This window comes from Amycolatopsis sp. lyj-84, assembly GCF_046549075.1.
Taxonomy (GTDB): domain Bacteria; phylum Actinomycetota; class Actinomycetes; order Mycobacteriales; family Pseudonocardiaceae; genus Amycolatopsis.
Genome location: NZ_JAJPWO010000007.1, coordinates 463,236 through 480,799, shown reverse-complemented (window position 1 = coordinate 480,799; position 17,564 = coordinate 463,236). Strand labels below are relative to the sequence as shown.

The following is a 17,564-nucleotide window of genomic DNA, read 5'->3' as shown; positions in this document are numbered from 1 at the left end:
GGTTGCGTGTGATCGAAAGTCGGTGAAGGCCTCCTTCCCTACCCTGAAGGTAGTGAAGGAGGCCTTCACGGAGTCCGGGATGCCCAGAGGCTGTGTCGCGAAAGCCACTTTCGGGACACCAGACGTCGCGAAAGTGGCTTTCGCGACACCCGAACCGGCTGGCGTGGGCGTCAGGCACGGCGGCTGGGTCGGAAACTCGACCTTCACCCCTTCCTCAAGTACGGGAAGGCCTCCTTCACTGCGCTAGACGCAAGGAAGGGGTCCTTCACGTACTTCAGGTGGGCAGGGCAGCGCCGGAACGACGGCGTTGCGAAAGCCACGTTCGCAACCTTCAACGTTGCGAAAGTGGCTTTCGCAACGCCCGCCCCGCGACAGATACCGAAGGACGGCAGGAGCACGCCACCTTCGCCTTACCTCGCATTAATTCGGTTGCGGGCGCCCGACGGCGTCCGAGATGATCGTGCGCGATCCGGCAGGGAGCCGGTGGATGCGACCGGGAGGTGCCTCGTGCTGATGACTGTCCGGGGCGTTGTCCGCCCCCATCCACTCGCCCCTCGCGGCTGAGCGCGGAATCACGACGCTCGCCCGGTGGGGCACCCCTGACTAGGAGAACCCACCAGTGCGCAAGCACGATCTCGAAGAGTCTTACGAACAAAGTCCCCGCCGCACCCGTCGCGCTCGTTTCGACGACGAACCCGAACCCGCTCGCGGCGGACGGCTCACCGAAGCCGAACGCGTCCGGCTGGCTCGGCTGCGCGAAGACGCTTACACCGAAACAGCGATCCCTGACGGCGCCGACCGCTGGAGCACCTGGGGTGAAGCCGAGCACGGGCCGCACCCGCGACCCGACTGGGTGATCACCGAGCTGGCGGCGGTGGACACCGAACTCGGCATCCTCAAAACCGGCAAGGAGGCCGACGTCCACCTCGTCCGGCGCAACCTGCCCGGTACCGAGGGCACGGTGCTGGCGGCCAAGCGGTATCGCAGTGGCGAGCACCGCCTCTTCCACCGTGACGCCGGCTATCTCGAAGGCAGGCGGATGCGTCGCTCGCGGGAGATGCGGGCCATGGAAACGCGCAGCAGCTTCGGCCGCAACCTCATCGCCGAGCAGTGGGCGGTGGCCGAGTTCGGCGCGCTGAGCAGGCTGTGGGCGGTCGGGGCCCCGGTGCCGTACCCGGTGCAGCGCGACGGTACCGAACTGCTGCTGGAATTCCTCGGCGACGGCGAGACGGCCGCGCCGCGGCTCGCGCAGGTCCGGCCGGAGCCGGAACAGTTGCGGGAACTGTGGTTCCAGACCTCGGCGATGCTGGAACTGCTGGCGTCGCAGGGGCTCGCGCACGGCGACCTCTCGGCGTACAACCTGCTCGTCCACCGCGGGCAGATGATGGTGATCGATCTCCCTCAGGTGGTCGACATCGTGGCCAACCCCGGCGGGCTCGAGTTCCTCGCGCGGGACGTGCGGAACATCGCCACGTGGTTCCACTCACGGGGACTGCCGGAGCGGCTGACGGCGGTCCCGGAGCTGATCGGGGAACTGCAAGAGATCGCCGGCCTCCGCTGACCGTCCACAGTGTCATGAAAGGGGTTTTCCCGACGTGATCCGTCAGGAAAGCCCCTTTCATGACACGCCAGGAGAAGCCTCGGTGGAGACCCTGCCCACAATCGGTCCCTCCGATTGGGAGGCCGGATAACGGTCCGGTACAGTAGTGCTAGACCGCAACCGGCGGCGTGGATGAGTGGTGTCCGTCGCCTCCAAAGCCAACCGAATGGCTCGCGGTATCCGTATCAATCAATTGGCGCGCGGTGTCATGCAGACGCGGTGTGCCGGGTTCGTCCCTGTGAACGCCCATCTGTGCACACCATCTTGCCCTGCCTGCGTGCGGGCAGCCCGGGCCTCCTTGCGACGTGCCACGTCCGAGAGGCATTTGTGACAGTCACGTTCAACTCCGGCCACACCTCACCGTCGGCCCGGCAGCACCGCAAGCCGCGCACCCGCCCCGCGGGTGACGCAATGCTGCACAACGACGCCGTCGAGAGTGTCGAGGCCACCACCTGGGCGGAGCTCGGTCTTCCCGAGCCTCTGCTGCGGGCACTGGCCGAGGGCGGGATCACCACCCCGTTCCCGATCCAGTCCGCGACCATCCCCGACGCGCTCGCCGGCCGCGACGTGCTGGGCCGCGCCCAGACCGGTTCCGGCAAGACCCTGGCCTTCGGCCTCGCGATGCTGACCCGGCTCAACGGCGGCCGCGCCCGTCCGAAGCACCCCCGCGCGCTGATCCTCGTCCCGACCCGCGAGCTGGCCATGCAGGTCGCCGACTCGCTGACCCCGCTGGCCAAGTCCCTCGGCCTGTGGTGCCGCACCGCCGTCGGCGGCATGGCCTTCACCCGCCAGGCCGACGCGCTTTCCCGCGGCGTCGACCTGCTGATCGCCACCCCCGGCCGGCTGTCGGACCACGTCCGCCAGGGCACCGCGTCGCTGTCGGAATGCACCTTCATCGCGCTCGACGAGGCCGACCAGATGGCCGACATGGGCTTCATGCCGCAGGTCCGCGAGATCCTCGACCTGACCCCGCGTGACGGCCAGCGCCTGCTGTTCTCCGCCACTCTCGACGGTGACGTCGACCGCCTGGTCCGTGCGTACCTGACCAACCCGGTCACGCACTCGGTCGCCCCGTCGACCGCGAGCGTCACCACCATGGACCACCACGTGCTCCAGGTGTCGCACCAGGACAAGCAGGACATCATCACCGAGATCGGCGCCCGCGAGGGCCGCACGATCATGTTCGTCCGCACCAAGCACCACGTGGACCGCCTCACCGAGCGCCTGCGCGAGAAGGGCGTCCACGCGGCCGCTCTGCACGGCGGCAAGACCCAGGGCCAGCGCAACCGGGTCCTCTCGGACTTCAAGGAGGGCTTCGCCCCGGTCCTCGTCGCCACGGACGTCGCCGCTCGCGGTATCCACGTCGACGACATCTCGCTGGTGCTGCACGTCGACCCGGCCGCCGACCACAAGGACTACCTGCACCGCGCCGGCCGGACCGCGCGCGCCGGGGCGTCCGGTGTCGTGGTCACGCTGGTCACCCACGACCAGCGCCGCATGGTGCGCCGGATGACCGACCGCGCCGGTGTCCGCGCCGAGCAGACCACGGTCCGCCCGGGCGACGCCGAGCTCGCTCGCATCACCGGTGCGCAGCAGCCCAGCGGTGAGCCGGTCATCGAGCGTCGTCGTGAGTCCCCGCGTCGCGGCGGTGGCCGCGGCTACGGTGGCGGCGACCGCGGTGGCTACCAGGGTTCGCGCGAGGGTCACGGTCACCGCGAAGGCGGCCGTCCCGGCGGCTTCCGCGGCCGCCCGCGTCGTGGCGAGTCCGGTGGCGGCAGCGGCCGCCCGCAGCGTCCGGGTACCGGACGCCCGCGTCGCAGCTACGACAGCTGAACTGACTGAACGGAGCCGGTCCACCCCGGCCCAGCGTGAAATGAACGGGCCTTTCCTTGCAAATTTTGCAAGGAAAGGCCCGTTCATTGCGTTCCGGCGGCGGAACAGCGGGACCACCGCACCGGCTGCCGGAGCGCGAGTGGGAGACTGCGGGACGTGACTTCTCCCGGCCCCGCTCCCCAGAACCTCCCGCCCGACCAGGTCTTCGACTGGCTCGACGTGGAGGCGGAGAAGCGGGCCGAGGCCGGGCTGGTGCGCAAGCTGCGCATCCGGCAGGCGCAGGAGCCCGAACTCGACCTCGCGGGCAACGACTACCTCGGGCTCGCCAGGGACAAACGCGTCGCCGGTGCGGCCGCCGCGGCCGCGTTGCGCTGGGGCGCGGGAGCGACCGGCTCCCGCCTCGTCTCCGGCACGACCGACGTCCACGCCGAACTCGAGCAGGAACTCGCCCGCTTCTGCGGCACGCAGGCCGCGCTGGTCTTCTCGTCCGGCTTCACCGCGAACCTCGGCGCCGTCACGGCCCTGTCCGGCGCTGATTCCGCGATCGTCACGGACAAGTACATCCACGCCTCGCTGATCGAAGGCTGCCGCCTGTCCCGGTCGGACATCGCCGCCGTCGCGCACAGCGATCCGAGCGCCTTCAAACACGCTCTCGCGACCCGCCGCAAACCGCGCGCGCTCGTCGTCACCGACTCCGTGTTCTCCGTCGACGGTGACATCGCCCCGCTGGAGCAACTCGCCGCCGTCTGCCGGGAACACGGCGCTTCGCTGCTCGTCGACGACGCCCACGGCTTCGGCGTTCTCGGCGAAGGCGGCCGCGGTGCCGTCCACGCCGCGGGACTCTCCAGCGCGCCGGACGTCGTCACCACGATCACGCTGTCGAAATCCCTTGGGGCGCAAGGCGGAGCGGTGCTCGGGCCGCGTCGCGTGATCAAGCATCTCGTGGACACCGCGCGCAGTTTCATCTTCGACACCGCGCTCGCGCCCGCCAGCGCCGCCGCGGCGCTGGCCGCGCTCAACGCGTTGAAGGCCGAGCCGGAGCTGGCCACCAAGGTGACCGAGGCGGCCGGAAACCTTGCGTACCAACTGAAAGCGGCGGGGTTCCGGGTCGGTCTCCCGGACGCCGCGGTGATCTCGGTGCAGGCGCCGTCGCCCGAAGCCGCCGTCACGTGGGCGGCCGAGTGCGCGGATCAGGGGGTGCGGGTCGGCTGCTTCCGCCCGCCGTCCGTGCCCGACGGCATCTCCCGCCTGCGCCTGACCGCGCGGGCCGACCTCACCGAGGCCGACGTGGACCGCGCGGTCGCCGTGATCACGGCTGCGGCGCCTCCCGGCGCCACATCGTGATGTGCGGGATCCCGTCTTCCATGAACTCTTCGCCTTCGGCCACGAAACCGTACTTGGCATAGAACTTCGTCGCGTACGTCTGCGCGTCGAGCACGCACGGCGCGGCACCGATGCCCGCGAGCGCGGTCTCCATCAGCCGTCCCGCCAGGCCCTTGCCTCGTGAGCGGACGGCCGTGCACACCCTGCCGATGCGGAAGGTGCCGCCGGCGTCCTGCAGCACGCGAAGGTACGAGTCGACGGCGACGGAGCCGCCGATCCAGAGGTGCCTGGTGCCGGGCAGAAGGTCCCGCCCGTCGATCTCGTGATAGGCGACGTTCTGCTCGACGACGAACACGTCGACGCGCAGGCGGAGGATGCCGTGCAGCTGTGCTGCGGTGATCTCGTCACCGGCGACGGACAGCGGGAACGACGAGGTCTCGATGATCGGGGTGTCGGTGCTCACGCCCCACTTGTTAGCACATCGGACGTGAAGAAGGCATCGATCAGCCGATCAGGCCCCGGCTGTTCTGCTGCGAGATCTCGTTCGCGTAGTGCGAGACGCGGGTGTACACGCCCGGTTTGTTCGCCTTCGCGCAGCCTTCGCCGAACGAAACGATCCCGATCAGCGTGTCGCCCACCATCAGCGGGCCACCCGAATCGCCCTGGCAGGCGTCGACCCCGCCTTCGGGGTATCCGGCGCACACCATGTCGCTCGGGTCGTAGCCGGAGTACGCGGTGCGGCAGGTCTTGTCGCTGACCACCGGGACGACCGCGCTGCGCAGGTAGTCCGAACGCGCGCCTCCGTCGGCGACGCGGCCCCAGCCGAGCACCGTCGCCTTCGTCCCCTCGCGGTAGAGGTCGGCGTTGCCGTTGTCCGCGACCTTCGCGGGCCGGTACGGCAACTGGCCGCTGACCGTCATCACCGCGATGTCGTCGCCCTTGCCGGGGTCGCCGCTGTAGTCGGGGCTGACCCAGACCTTCGAAACGCGCAGTTCCACGCCGTCCCGCGAGCGCTTGTCCTCCCGGCCGGCGACCACCCGGACGTCGTTCTTCTTGACCGCGACCGCGCAGTGCGCCGCCGTCGCGACCGTCGTGGAGCTGACGATCACCGCGCCGCAGTACTGGTTCCCACTGCGATCGGCCAGGTAGACCGCGTACGGATACTGCGAGACCGAAGCCTTGCCACCGCCCACGATCCTCGGTTCGACGGCCTTGTCCGGCCCGCCCACCGCGCTGTCGTCCGCCGACGCGCTGTTGACCGCGATCGGCACCATCACGGCCGTCGCGAGTACCGCCCCGACGGCGAGCAGCAGGGTGCGACGTGACTTCTTGGGCATGTTCTGTCCCTTCACCGGGGCGTACGTACGGTCAAACCCTGGGAAGTCATTCGACTCCAGCGCGTACACGAGCGATCGCAAATACCCTAATCGGAGAAAGCCCGATGTGGTGTCACTGAAACGGGTGGACCTGTGCTCACCGAACGCATCTGTCACGCTGGACCCCGTGCGGGCGACGGCGACGATTCTGGCGGCTACGGCCTTTCTGCTGTTGTCGTGTTCCAGTCCGGCTCCGCCCGAAACGACACCTGCGCCGCCTACGCCGTCCACCTCGGCTGCCGGGACCAGTTCCGCGAAAACCCCTTCACCGGCACCGATATCGAGCATCCCGGCCCCGCCGCCCGCACCGGTCTGGCAGGTCGGCGCGAAGCCGCTTCCCTTGCGGCGTGACGGTTTCGGGCAGATCCTCCCGACTCCTCCCGTGCTGGCCGATCGTTCATTGCCGACCGCGGACCTGCTTCCCCCGCCAGCCGGGAACCGGTTCTCGGGCACGGTGATCCCTGTCCCCGCCGAGGTTCTCGCGCGCAGCACCTGGCAAGCGGGCTGTCCGGTGAAAGCAGGCGAACTGCGCTATCTCACGTTGTCGTTCTGGGGTTTCGACGGCCGCGCGCATACCGGCGAAATGCTCGTGAACGCCTCGGCGGCGAACGCCGTCGTCACCGCATTCGGGCGGTTGTTCGCCGCGAAGTTCCCGATCGAGGAAATGCGCGTGACCACTCCCGCCGAGCTCACCGCTCCCCCGACGGGTGACGGGAACAACACCAACGCCTTCGTCTGCCGCCCGGCCCGCGGCCAGACGAACTGGTCGGCGCACGCCTACGGACTCGCGATCGACGTCAACCCGTTCTGCAACCCGTACACCAAGGGCGATCTCGTGCTGCCCGAACTCGCGTCGGCCTACCTCGACCGGGCCAACCGGCGGCCGGGGATGATCACCGCCGGGGACCGGACCGTCGCGGCCTTCACCGCGATCGGCTGGACCTGGGGCGGGACCTGGACCACGCCGGTGGACCGGATGCATTTCAGCGCGAACGGACGTTGACCGGGAACAACCGGTCTCCGTGACAAGTTGGCTAGAGTCGGAACCACCTCCGCTCCCGCCGCAAAGGACAACAGCGTGCCCCACTACGACCTGGTGATCGTCGGTACCGGATCGGGTAACTCGATCCTCGACCCGCGTTTCGCGGACTGGAACACGGCGATCGTGGAGAAGGGCACGTTCGGCGGCACCTGCCTGAACGTGGGCTGCATCCCGACGAAGATGTTCGTGCACGCCGCCAACGTCGCGGCCACCCCCGCGTCGTCGTCGAAGTACGGCGTGGACGAGGAGCTGACCGGGGTCCGCTGGCGCGACGTCCGCGACCGGATCTTCGGGCGGATCGACCCGATCGCCGCGGGCGGGCTCGAGTACCGCGTCGAGCACGAGGACAACAAGAACGTCACCGTGTACGAGGGCGAAGGCCGCTTCACCGGGACCAAGGAACTGCGGGTCAGCTACCCCGACGGCCGTCCGGCCGAGACGATCACCGCCGACCGGTTCGTGCTGGCCGCGGGCGGGCGCCCGGTGATCCCGGACGTCCCCGGCCTCGGCGAGACCGGCTACTTCACCTCGGACACCGTGATGCGGCTCGACGAACTGCCGTCGAGCATCGTGATCCTCGGCGGCGGGTACATCGCGGCCGAGTTCGCGCACGTCTTCGCCTCGTTCGGGGTGAACGTGACCGTGGTCAACCGGTCCGGCGCGCTGCTGCGCTCCGAGGACGACGACGTCAGCGCCCGGTTCACCGAACTGGCCGGGCGGCGGTTCGACGTCCGGCTCGACCGGAAGACCGTCCGCGCGCGCAAGACCGCGTCGGGCGTCGCTTTGGACCTCGAAGGCCCGCAGGGCGCCGAGACCGTCGAGGCCGAGGTGCTGCTGGTCGCCACCGGCCGCACGCCGAACTCGGACGTCCTCGACGTCGCCGCCACCGGCGTGACCACGGGCGAGCGCGGGCACGTCGTGGTCGACGAGTACCAGCAGACCGTCGTCGACGGGATCTACGCGCTCGGCGACATCTCTTCGGTCTTCGAGCTGAAGCACGTCGCGAACCACGAGCAGCGCGTCGTGCAGCACAACCTGCTGCACCCGGACGAGCGGATCGCCGCCGACCACCGCTTCGTCCCGCACGCGGTGTTCACCTCACCGCAGGTCGCCTCGGTCGGGCTGACCGAACGCGAGGCTCGCGAGCGAGGCGTGTCGTACGTGACGTCGCACCAGGACTACGCGGGCATCGCCTACGGCTGGGCGATGGAGGACACCACCGGCTTCGCGAAGCTGCTCGCCGACCCGGCCACCGGGCAGCTGCTGGGCGCGCACATCATCGGCCCGGAGGCGTCGTCGGTGATCCAGCCGCTGATCCAGGCGATGAGCTTCGGTCTCGACGCGAAGAGCATGGCGCGCGGGCAGTACTGGATCCACCCGGCGATGCCGGAGCTGGTCGAGAACGCGCTGCTGAACCTGCCGCTGGACTGAGCGCCCGATGCTATGAAGGGGACTTTCATTGCAAATTTCGCAATGAAAGTCCCCTTCATAGCACCCCCCGGCGGTCAGATGACGCGTCCGCAGTTGCGGGCCCCGTTCCGCACCGCGAGCTCTCTCACCGCGTCCATCCGGGTGTCCGAGATCCCCATCAAGGTGGCCGAGCGGGCCCCGTTCTCCAAGAACCGCTCGCCCGCCTCGACGTACCCGTGGACGGCCGCCAAGAACTCCTCCCGCGCCGATGCCGCCCCTCCCGGCACCGTGCGGACCCCCGTCGCCCCCTTGAGGACGTCCTTGGCCTCGCCCACCCTCGTCGCGACGAAGTGCTGCCACTTGCGCTGCTCCGTCGCGACGTCCCCCTCAGGGTCCGGCCAGTAGCGCTGGATCGCACTGCTGTCCGTCCCCACCTGTACGCACACCCGGTCCACGGCGCGGTAGAACTCGGACGGCGAAACCGCGGCCGCCGGCCGCGACGGTGCCAAGACGACACACACCGCTGCGAAGCAGGCCAGAGCTGTCCCGTACGCCAGTTCCTCAACCACGCCGACCCCCAGAACCAAGTTTTTGAACAGGTTCAACTCGTTCAGGTTATGGCTCCGCCCCGAGCGGGGTCAAGAAGTTTTTTGAACGTGTTCAGACGAAGCGGCGGCGACCGGCGAGAGCGCCGAAGGTCATCTGCGCGACGAAGACCACGAGCATCATGATCCAGGGCACGGTCCAGCCCTCGGTGAGGTCGTGGAGGAGCCCGAAGAGGAACGGCCCGACGGCCGCCATCAGGTAGCCGATGCCCTGTGCCATCCCCGACAGCCGCGCGGTGTCCGCGCCGGTGCGCGCCCGCAGCGCGATCACCGTCAGCGCGAGGGAGAAGACGCTCATGCCGAGCCCGATGAGGAGACACCAGAGCAGCGGCGAGGCGGCCGGGGCGATCATCATGCCGACCATGCCCGCGAAGCCGAAGACGCCCAGCCCGACGATCCACGGGCTCTGGCTGCGGTGCCGCGCGGCCATCGGCGCGACCACGAGACTGATCGGGACGGCGATGAGCGAGATCAGCCCGAGCAGCAGGCCGGAGTCACCCTTGCTTACTCCGGCGTCGATCATCACCTCCGGCAGCCAGCCCATCACGACGTAGGCCAAAAAGGCCTGAGTGCCGAAGAAAAGGGTGACCATCCACGCAAGGGGGCTACGCAGGAGCGAACGCCCGCTACCCTGCTTGCCTGCCTCGGCAACGGTCGCACGCCCCGTACCGCGGGCTGCGAGAATCCAGACGAGGAGTGCGAGCACCGCCAGTACCGACCAGGCGCCCAGACCTTGGCGCCAGCCGCCGAACGCGTTCTCCAAGGGAGGGGTGAGCGCGGACCCCAGGGCGCCTCCGCCCTGCAGGGCGGCGGTGTACACGCCGGTCATCATGCCAACACGCGCCGGGAAGGAGTCCTTGATGACGACTGGGATCAGCACGTTCGCCAGCGCGATTCCCGCCGTGGCCACCAGGGTTCCCCCGAGCACGACGTACGGTCCGTCGATCACGCGCAGCACCAGGCCGACGGCCAGTACCGACAGCGCGGACGCGATGGCGGCGCCGACGCCGAACCGGCGGGCCAGCGCGGGAGCGGCGAGGCCGGCGGCGGCGAAACAGAGGCCGGGGAGGGTGGTGAGCACGCCGGCCCAGGTCGCCGTGGCGCCGAGGTCGTCGCGCATCTCGCCGAGGATCGGGCCGACGCTGGTGATCGCCGGGCGCAGGTTGAGGGCGACCAGGACCACCGCGACGCCGAGCAGGACACCGCCGGAGATCACTCCCGGCCGCCACTCCGTTTCGATCGCGCCTTCGAGTTCAAGACGGTCATCGAACGGGGAAACGGGTTCTCGGGAGTCGACACGCACGTCGGCTAGTATCACATACATAGGATGATTGGATGAAGGGACAACGCTGTGCCATTGGCCACCACGCGCCGTGCCGGCCTGGTCGATCAGGTCATCGAGCAGCTGCGTGACGCCGTCACGCAGGGAGAATGGCCCATCGGGCAGCGGATTCCGACCGAACCGGAGCTGGCAGGACAGCTCGGGGTCGGGCGCAACACCGTCCGTGAGGCCGTTCGCGCGCTGGCGCATACCGGGCTGCTCGAAGTCCGGCAGGGCGACGGCACCTACGTACGGGCCACGAGCGAGGTCTCGGGCGCCATCCGGCGGTTGTGCGGTTCGGAACTGCGCGAGGTGCTGCAGGTGCGGCGCATCCTCGAAGTCGAGGGCGCCCGGCTCGCTGCGAGATCGCGGACCGATGAGGAGGTCACCGAGCTCCGCTCACTGCTAGAACGCCGCAATCTCGAACTGCGGGAGCGCCACTGGGAGGACTTCGCCCGTCTCGACGCGGAATTCCACTTCGCCGTCGTCCAAAGTGGACACAACACCCTGCTGACCGAGATGTACCGCGGGCTCACCGAGGTGATCACGGCCAGCGTGGCCGCGACGTCGAACGTGACACCGGGCGGCGAGTACCTGCCGGAGATCGGCCACGAAGGGCTCGCCGAGGCCATCGCCGACGGCGACGCCGACCGGGCCGCCTCCGAGGCGTGCGGTTTCCTCGACGAGCTGCTCGCCAGGGTGGAGCAGGACGAGAGCTGAGGGGACTTCCCCGCGTCCCACGTAAAAAGGGCCCTTCACCGCGTTTCATGCGGTGAAGGGCCCTTTCGACTCACGTCAGGGCAGCGTGAGGATCTCGGCGCCGTCTTCGGTCACCACGAGGGTGTGCTCGAATTGGGCGGTCCATTTCTTGTCCTTGGTGGTGACGGTCCAGTCGTCGGCCCAGATGTCGTAGTCGATGGTGCCGAGGGTGATCATCGGCTCGATCGTGAAGGTCATGCCCTGCTCGATGACCGTGTCGACCGACGGCTCCTCGTAGTGCAGCACGGTCGGCGCCGTGTGGAACGCCGGGCCCACGCCGTGGCCGGTGAAGTCGCGCACGACGCCGTAGTCGAACCGCTTCGCGTACGCCTCGATGACACGGCCGATCACGTTGAGCTGCCTGCCGGGTCGCACGGCCTTGATGGCGCGCATGGTCGCCTCACGCGTGCGCTCGACCAGCAGCCGCGCCTCCTCGGAGACGTCACCCGCCAGGAACGTCGCGTTGGTGTCGCCGTGGACGCCGCCGATGAACGCGGTGACGTCGATGTTGCAGATGTCGCCGTCCTCGATCACCGTCGAATCCGGGATGCCGTGGCAGATCACCTCGTTGAGCGAGGTGCAGCACGACTTCGGGAAGGCGCGGTAGCCCAGGGTGGACGGATACGCGTGGTTGTCCAGCAGGAACTCGTGGATCACCTTGTCGATGTCGTCGGTGGTCGCACCGGGTTTGACGGCCTTGCCGCCCTCCTCGAGCGCCTGCGCCGCGATCCGGCTCGCGACGCGCATCGCCTCGATCACCTCGGGCGTGCGGACCCCGTTGCCCGTGTCGCGTTTCGGCGCCGGCCGGTCGACGTACTCGGGGCGGGCGATGCTGGCGGGGACGACTCGCCTCGGCGTCTGGACACCGGGCTTCAAGGGGGAACGAACGGACATGAGCCCAGCCTACGACCTGCTCGCTAGCCGAGCCCCGCCAGGAAGCGCTGGGCGGCCTCGACGGCGGGTCTGGACGTCCCCGCGTCGGTGGTCAGCACCGCGAAGGCCAGGTCACCGGTGTAGCCGACGAACCAGCCGTGCGCGTGCGTCCCGTCGCCGAACTGGGCCGTCCCGGTCTTGCCCCGGACCTCCGGCAGGGGCTTGAGCAGCGTCGCCGTGCCGTCGGTGACGACCTCGCGCATCATGCCGCGGAGGGCGTCGAGCACCTCCGGCCGGATCGGCTTCCCGAGCCCGGACGAGGTCGCGGCCAGCCCCCGTACCAGCGTCGGCACCGGGATCTTCCCCGCCTGGACCGTCGCGGCGGCGACCGCCATGCCGAACGGGCTGGTCACGACGGTGCCCTGGCCGAACCCGTTCTCCGCCCGCTGCGCGACGGTGTTCGCCGGCGGCGCCGAGCCGGTGATCGTGGTCAGGCCCGGGATCACGAAGTCGGCGCCGATGCCGAGGTCGCGCGCGGCGTCGGTCAGCGCGGCGGGCGGCAGCTCGGTCGAGAGCTTCGCGAACGTCGTGTTGCAGGACTTGGCGAAGGCCGTGGACAACGGGACGACACCGAGGGCGAACTTGCCCTCGTTCGGCACCGTCCGGTTCTCGAAGGTGGCCGTGCCGGGGCAGTCGACGGGACTGCTCGCCTGCACCGACCCCGCGGACAGCGCCGCGAGGGCGGTGGCCATCTTGAACGTGGAGCCCGGCGGGAACCGGCCGGTCAGCGAGATCGCGCCCTGCGGGTCGGCCGGGGCGTTCTGCGCCACGGCCAGGAGCTCACCGGTCGACGGCTGGATCGCGACGAGCGCGGAAGCCGTCGGGACCGGGGCGAGCGCCCGCTCGGCCGAACCCTGCGCCTTCACGCTGAGCGTGCTGACGACCGCGGGGGCCGGTTTGGGCTGTTCGTTGTGCAGGTCGATGATCTCGCCGCCGCCCGTGTCGAGCGTGACGACGCGCCAGCCCGCCGAGCCCTCCACCTGATCCTCGACGAGCGTGCGGACGACGGGCAGCACCTGCTTGCCGAAGTTCTTGTCGTCGGGCAGCAGCCTGTCCTGCTGGCCGAACCGGACGCCGGGCAGGTCGTAGATCTCGGGTTTCACCTGTTGGTAGTCGTTCGCGCGCAGGCTGATCACCGGATAGCCGGATCCCGGCTTGAGCGCCTTCACCCCGTCGCGGATCGACTGGCCGGTCACCGAGGCGTCGAATCGGCCGAGGACCGCGCCGAGTTTGTCGGAGACGGCCGTCAGGTCCCCGGCCTTCGCCGGGTCGAGCACCACGCCGACGACGGTCTGCGGGCGCAGCAACGGCATTCCGTCGCGGTCCAGCACCGGCGCGAGGTCCGGCGGCTCGGATTTCAGCGTGATGCTCTGCTGCGCGGCCAGCTGCGGATGGAGCACGGTCGGCAGCCAGCGCACCTTCCAGCCGTCCTGAGTGGAATGGACCTGCGCGTCGGCCTTGTACGTCCAGGCGCGGCCGCGCGGGAGGTTCCAGGTGAGCTGATAGGTCGCCGTCCCGTTGTCCGCCCCGGACGCGTGCTGGACCTTCGTGTCCGCGACCTTGATCGACTCGGGGGAAAGCGCCTTCCGCGTCATCTCCAGTGACGCGCGCGCGGCGTCCGGCGAATCGGTGAAGAACGCCGCGGCGGAGACGTCACCGGAGGAGAGCCCGCCGAGGAAACCCGAGATCGCGTCATCGGGACCGGAATCGGCGAAGAGTCCGCAGCCGGACGCCGAAAGCCCCACCACCCCCGCGAGCATGACGACGGCGAAACGACGACGTGCTGGCATGCACCGGATCCTGCCAGCCCCGGCGGTCACGGACCGGATGCAACGCCGATCCGGGCCGTGCCCGGTCTAAAAGAGAACCGTCGCGTACTGCCCGACCTGCTGGAAGCCGATCTTGCGATAGGCGGCGAGCGCCGGGCTGTTGTAGGCGTTGACGTACAGGCTCGCGGTGCGCCCCATCCCGCGGACGAGCCTGGTCACGACGGACGCCGTCCCGGCGGTGCCGAGGCCGCCGCTCCGCCGTTCCGGATGCACCCAGACGCCCTGGATCTGGCCGACCGTGGAGGACATCGCGCCGATCTCGGCCTTGAAGACGACCTCGCCGTCCTCGAATCGCGCGAACGCGCGGCCGCCGGCGATCAGTTCCGCGACCCGGGCGCGATACCCGGCGCCGCCGTCGCCGTTGCGGGGGTCGACGCCGACCTCCTCGATGAACATGGCGATCGCGGCCGGGAGGTAGCGGTCCAGTTCTTCCGGGCGCACGGCACGGACCAGCGGGTCGGCGGCCACGTGCGGGACGCCGTCGAGCGCCATCAAGGGCTGGTCGTGCCGGACTTCGCGGGCGGGGCCCCATTCCGGCTCGAGTTCGTCCCACAGCCCGAGCACCTGCTCGGCCGGGCCGACCAGTGACGAACAGCTCCGCTGGCGGCGCAGGGCGCGATCGGCGAAGGAGCGCAAGGCGGAGGCGTTGCCGCGCAACGGGATCAGATTCGGCCCGGAGAAGCAGAGCCCCTGGAGCCTGCCCGCGCGAACCGGACGGGAATCGGCGGCCCAGAGCTCACCACCCAGCCGCCAGGGGTCGAGACCCGCGGTCTCCACCCTGGCACTGACCATGCAGCTGCCGACCGGGTCTGCGGCGAGCGCGGCACGGACCGCCGGATAGTCCCGATCATCGAGCAGCCGTGCACCTGCAAGCCGCAACACCACTCCAGGGTGCCAGATGAGCGGCGTAAACGGAACGCAAGCTTCACGACACGCTGAGAGAACTTGGGCAGGTCGGGGCATCTGAGCGCAATGAAAGTCCCCTTCATCGCAAATTTTGCGATGAAGGGGACTTTCATTGCATGGTCTCGACCACTCAGCCGACGGTGACGGTGGGCTCTCCCTCGCCGATGGTCTCGCCCGACTCCTCGGCGATCCGCATGGCTTCTTCGATCAGCGTCTCGACGATCGCGTGCTCGGGCACGGTCTTGATGACCTCGCCCTTGACGAAGATCTGGCCCTTGCCGTTGCCCGAAGCGACGCCGAGGTCGGCCTCGCGCGCCTCACCCGGGCCGTTGACGACACAGCCCATGACCGCGACGCGCAGCGGGATTTCCATGCCCTCGAGCCCGGCGGTGACCTGCTCGGCGAGCGTGTAGACGTCCACCTGCGCACGGCCGCACGAGGGGCAGGAGACGATCTCGAGCTTGCGCTCCTTGAGGTTCAGCGACTGCAGGATCTGGATCCCGACCTTGACCTCTTCCACCGGCGGCGCGGACAGCGAGACGCGGATGGTGTCGCCGATGCCCTGGCGCAGCAGCGCGCCGAACGCCACGGCCGACTTGATGGTGCCCTGGAACGCCGGGCCCGCCTCGGTCACGCCGAGGTGCAGCGGGTAGTCGCACTGCTCGGCGAGGATCTCGTACGCGCGCACCATGACCACCGGGTCGTTGTGCTTCACGGAAATCTTGACGTCGTAGAAGTCGTGCTCGGCGAACAGCGACGCCTCCCACAGCGCCGACTCGGCCAGCGCCTCCGGGGTCGCCTTGCCGTACTTGTCCATGATCCGCTTGTCGAGCGAACCCGCGTTGACGCCGATCCGGATCGGGGTGCCGTGGTCCTTCGCGGCCCGCGCGATCTCCTTGACCTGGTCGTCGAACTTGCGGATGTTGCCCGGGTTCACCCGGACCGCCGCGCAGCCCGCTTCGATCGCGGCGAAGACGTACTTCGGCTGGAAGTGGATGTCCGCGATCACCGGGATCTGAGACTTCCTGGCGATCGCCGACAGCGCCTCGGCGTCGTCCGCGGACGGGCACGCGACGCGCACGATGTCACAGCCCGCAGCGGTCAGCTCGGCGATCTGCTGCAGGGTCGCGTTGACGTCGGAGGTGAGGGTGGTGGTCATCGACTGCACCGAAATCGGGTGCTCGCTCCCGACGCCGACCGGCCCGACCTGCAGCTGTCGGGTCTTGCGACGCTCGGAGAGGACGGGAGGAGGAAGCGCTGGCATACCTAGAGCGACAGTCACACCGTCAAGCGTACCTACCCCGATCGGCGGACATCCACGACGTCAGCCGTCACGGTGAGCAGCATTACCTGGGCAGCCCAACGGTGCTGACAGTGCGCTCCGTAATCGGAGGCGCCCGTCACTGGAACAGCTTGACCGGGTTCACGATGTCGGCGGTGACGGTGAGCAGAGTCACCGCCCCGCCGATGAAGACGAGCACCATCGTGACCGCCGAAAGCTTCGTGTAGTCGACCGGTCCGCCCGCCGACTTCCCGCGCAGTTTCCGGAACCAGTCCCGGACGCGCTCGTACCAGACCACCGCGATGTGCCCGCCGTCGAGCGGGAGCAGCGGCAGCAGGTTGAACACGCCGATGAAGAAGTTCAGGCTCGCCAGCAGGAGGACGAAGATCTCCCACAGACCGCGCTCGGCGGCCTCGCCACCGATCCGGCTGGCACCGACCACGCTGACCGGGGTGTTCGGGTCACGCTCGCCGCCGAAGATGGACTCCACGACCGCGGGGATCCGCGACGGGAACTCGATCAGCCGCTTGGCGGTCTCGGAGAACATCGTGCCGGTGAAGCTGAGCGTCCCGCCGATCGCGTCGACGGGGCCGTAGACGATCGTCGCCGACTTCGGTATCGGTGAAGCGCCGATCATGCCGACATCCTTGACCGTGGTCTTGTCGGAGAGCAGGCGCTGCACCCGCGGCACGTCGACGGTCAGGTTCACCCGCTGTCCGCCGCGCTCGACCACGAACGGCGTCGGGCCGCCGGCGACCTGGACGGCCGCGAGCACGTCGGTCCAGGCCGGAGTCGGCTTCCCGGCAACCGACAGGATCCTGTCGCCGGCCTGGATCCCGGCGGTCTTCGCCGGGGTCGGAGCGCCCGCCGGGCAGGTCGTGTCGTTGAGCTGCTCCAGGGTGGTGGCCGAACGGGCACAGGCGGTGGCGCTGATCACCGGCTCGGTCGGGGCGTTGGCCGCGTCCGGGTTCGGCAGGCCCATGGTGACGGCCATCAGGTACAGGATGATGAACCCGAGGATGAAGTGCATCGCCGAACCCGCCGACATGACGACGGTGCGCTTCCAGGTCTTGAAGCGCCACATCGCGCGCTTCGACTCCTCCGGGGTGACCTCGTCGAGCGCGGTCATCCCGGCGATGTCGCAGAACCCGCCGAGCGGGATCCACTTGAGGCCGTACTCGGTCTCACCTCGGCGGAAGGAGAAGATCGTCGGCCCGAAGCCGATGAAGTAGCGCCGGACCTTCATGCCGAAGGCCTTGGCCGCCCACATGTGGCCTGCTTCGTGCAACGCGACGGAGAGGCAGATCCCCAGCGCGAACAGCACGATCCCGAAAATGAACCACAC

The 17,564-nt window shown here is 69.3% G+C and carries 16 protein-coding genes; 7 read left to right on the top strand and 9 right to left on the bottom strand.

Annotation, left to right across the window (positions count from 1 at the left end; translation table 11 throughout):
* Nucleotides 1-619: 619 nt before the first annotated feature.
* From ACLJRM_RS23765 to ACLJRM_RS23755, 3 genes are all read left to right on the top strand, one after another.
* Nucleotides 620-1,561 (top strand): serine protein kinase RIO, encoded by a 942-nt coding sequence (locus ACLJRM_RS23765; RefSeq protein ID WP_410664324.1) that lies wholly within the window; start codon nucleotides 620-622, stop codon nucleotides 1,559-1,561.
* Nucleotides 1,562-1,927: 366 nt separating this feature from the next.
* Nucleotides 1,928-3,433: a DEAD/DEAH box helicase gene (locus ACLJRM_RS23760; protein WP_410605585.1), complete on the top strand. Its 1,506-nt coding sequence runs from the start codon at nucleotides 1,928-1,930 to the stop codon at nucleotides 3,431-3,433.
* Between the two features lie 156 nt (nucleotides 3,434-3,589).
* Complete coding sequence (locus ACLJRM_RS23755; RefSeq protein ID WP_101609593.1) at nucleotides 3,590-4,777, top strand: 8-amino-7-oxononanoate synthase; 1,188 nt, start codon at nucleotides 3,590-3,592, stop codon at nucleotides 4,775-4,777.
* Here ACLJRM_RS23755 and ACLJRM_RS23750 read toward each other — a convergent pair.
* Both ACLJRM_RS23750 and ACLJRM_RS23745 read right to left on the bottom strand, forming a co-directional pair.
* Nucleotides 4,743-5,219, bottom strand: coding sequence for a GNAT family N-acetyltransferase (locus tag ACLJRM_RS23750; RefSeq protein WP_410664323.1), 477 nt, complete (start codon nucleotides 5,217-5,219; stop codon nucleotides 4,743-4,745). The two genes, ACLJRM_RS23755 and ACLJRM_RS23750, sit on opposite strands and share 35 nt — an antisense overlap.
* Nucleotides 5,220-5,259: 40 nt before the next feature.
* Entirely contained in the window at nucleotides 5,260-6,093 is an 834-nt protein-coding gene (locus ACLJRM_RS23745; protein WP_101609595.1) for a S1 family peptidase, read from the bottom strand.
* A 132-nt stretch (nucleotides 6,094-6,225) separates the two neighbouring features.
* Between ACLJRM_RS23745 and ACLJRM_RS23740 the strand changes: the two genes are divergently transcribed.
* The 3 genes from ACLJRM_RS23740 to ACLJRM_RS23730 all read left to right on the top strand — a co-directional run bounded on the left by ACLJRM_RS23740 (nucleotide 6,226) and on the right by ACLJRM_RS23730 (nucleotide 8,605).
* Nucleotides 6,226-6,483: a hypothetical protein gene (locus ACLJRM_RS23740; RefSeq protein ID WP_410664331.1), complete on the top strand. Its 258-nt coding sequence runs from the start codon at nucleotides 6,226-6,228 to the stop codon at nucleotides 6,481-6,483.
* On the top strand, nucleotides 6,410-7,135 hold the full coding sequence (locus ACLJRM_RS23735; RefSeq protein ID WP_410664330.1) for a M15 family metallopeptidase: 726 nt from the start codon (nucleotides 6,410-6,412) through the stop codon (nucleotides 7,133-7,135). The genes ACLJRM_RS23740 and ACLJRM_RS23735 overlap by 74 nt, the downstream gene beginning before the upstream one ends.
* 75 nt (nucleotides 7,136-7,210) lie before the next feature.
* Nucleotides 7,211-8,605 carry a mycothione reductase gene (locus ACLJRM_RS23730; protein ID WP_410664322.1) on the top strand — a complete coding sequence of 465 codons (1,395 nt, stop codon included), beginning with the start codon at nucleotides 7,211-7,213 and terminating at the stop codon, nucleotides 8,603-8,605.
* 74 nt (nucleotides 8,606-8,679) lie between these two features.
* Here the strand turns inward: ACLJRM_RS23730 and ACLJRM_RS23725 are convergent, their stop codons facing one another.
* Together ACLJRM_RS23725 and ACLJRM_RS23720 are read right to left on the bottom strand one after the other, a co-directional pair.
* Nucleotides 8,680-9,153 (bottom strand): hypothetical protein, encoded by a 474-nt coding sequence (locus ACLJRM_RS23725; RefSeq protein WP_410664321.1) that lies wholly within the window; start codon nucleotides 9,151-9,153, stop codon nucleotides 8,680-8,682.
* Between the two features lie 91 nt (nucleotides 9,154-9,244).
* Nucleotides 9,245-10,492 (bottom strand): CynX/NimT family MFS transporter, encoded by a 1,248-nt coding sequence (locus ACLJRM_RS23720; RefSeq protein ID WP_101609598.1) that lies wholly within the window; start codon nucleotides 10,490-10,492, stop codon nucleotides 9,245-9,247.
* 48 nt (nucleotides 10,493-10,540) lie between these two features.
* Here ACLJRM_RS23720 and ACLJRM_RS23715 point away from each other — a divergent pair, with 48 nt between their 5' ends.
* Nucleotides 10,541-11,230 carry a FadR/GntR family transcriptional regulator gene (locus ACLJRM_RS23715; protein ID WP_101609599.1) on the top strand — a complete coding sequence of 230 codons (690 nt, stop codon included), beginning with the start codon at nucleotides 10,541-10,543 and terminating at the stop codon, nucleotides 11,228-11,230.
* 75 nt (nucleotides 11,231-11,305) lie between these two features.
* On the opposite strand, the gene map is transcribed toward ACLJRM_RS23715, so the two are convergent.
* The 5 genes from map to ACLJRM_RS23690 form a co-directional block, all read right to left on the bottom strand.
* Complete coding sequence (map, locus tag ACLJRM_RS23710; RefSeq protein WP_409490326.1) at nucleotides 11,306-12,163, bottom strand: type I methionyl aminopeptidase; 858 nt, start codon at nucleotides 12,161-12,163, stop codon at nucleotides 11,306-11,308.
* Between the two features lie 23 nt (nucleotides 12,164-12,186).
* Nucleotides 12,187-13,992 (bottom strand): penicillin-binding transpeptidase domain-containing protein, encoded by a 1,806-nt coding sequence (locus ACLJRM_RS23705; RefSeq protein ID WP_101609601.1) that lies wholly within the window; start codon nucleotides 13,990-13,992, stop codon nucleotides 12,187-12,189.
* A 66-nt stretch (nucleotides 13,993-14,058) separates the two neighbouring features.
* Entirely contained in the window at nucleotides 14,059-14,913 is an 855-nt protein-coding gene (locus ACLJRM_RS23700; RefSeq protein ID WP_101609602.1) for a GNAT family N-acetyltransferase, read from the bottom strand.
* 154 nt (nucleotides 14,914-15,067) lie between these two features.
* A complete protein-coding gene (gene ispG / locus ACLJRM_RS23695; RefSeq protein WP_168214373.1) occupies nucleotides 15,068-16,219 on the bottom strand; it encodes a flavodoxin-dependent (E)-4-hydroxy-3-methylbut-2-enyl-diphosphate synthase in 1,152 nt (383 codons plus the stop codon).
* 118 nt (nucleotides 16,220-16,337) lie between these two features.
* Nucleotides 16,338-17,564: a M50 family metallopeptidase gene (locus ACLJRM_RS23690; protein WP_410664320.1), complete on the bottom strand. Its 1,227-nt coding sequence runs from the start codon at nucleotides 17,562-17,564 to the stop codon at nucleotides 16,338-16,340.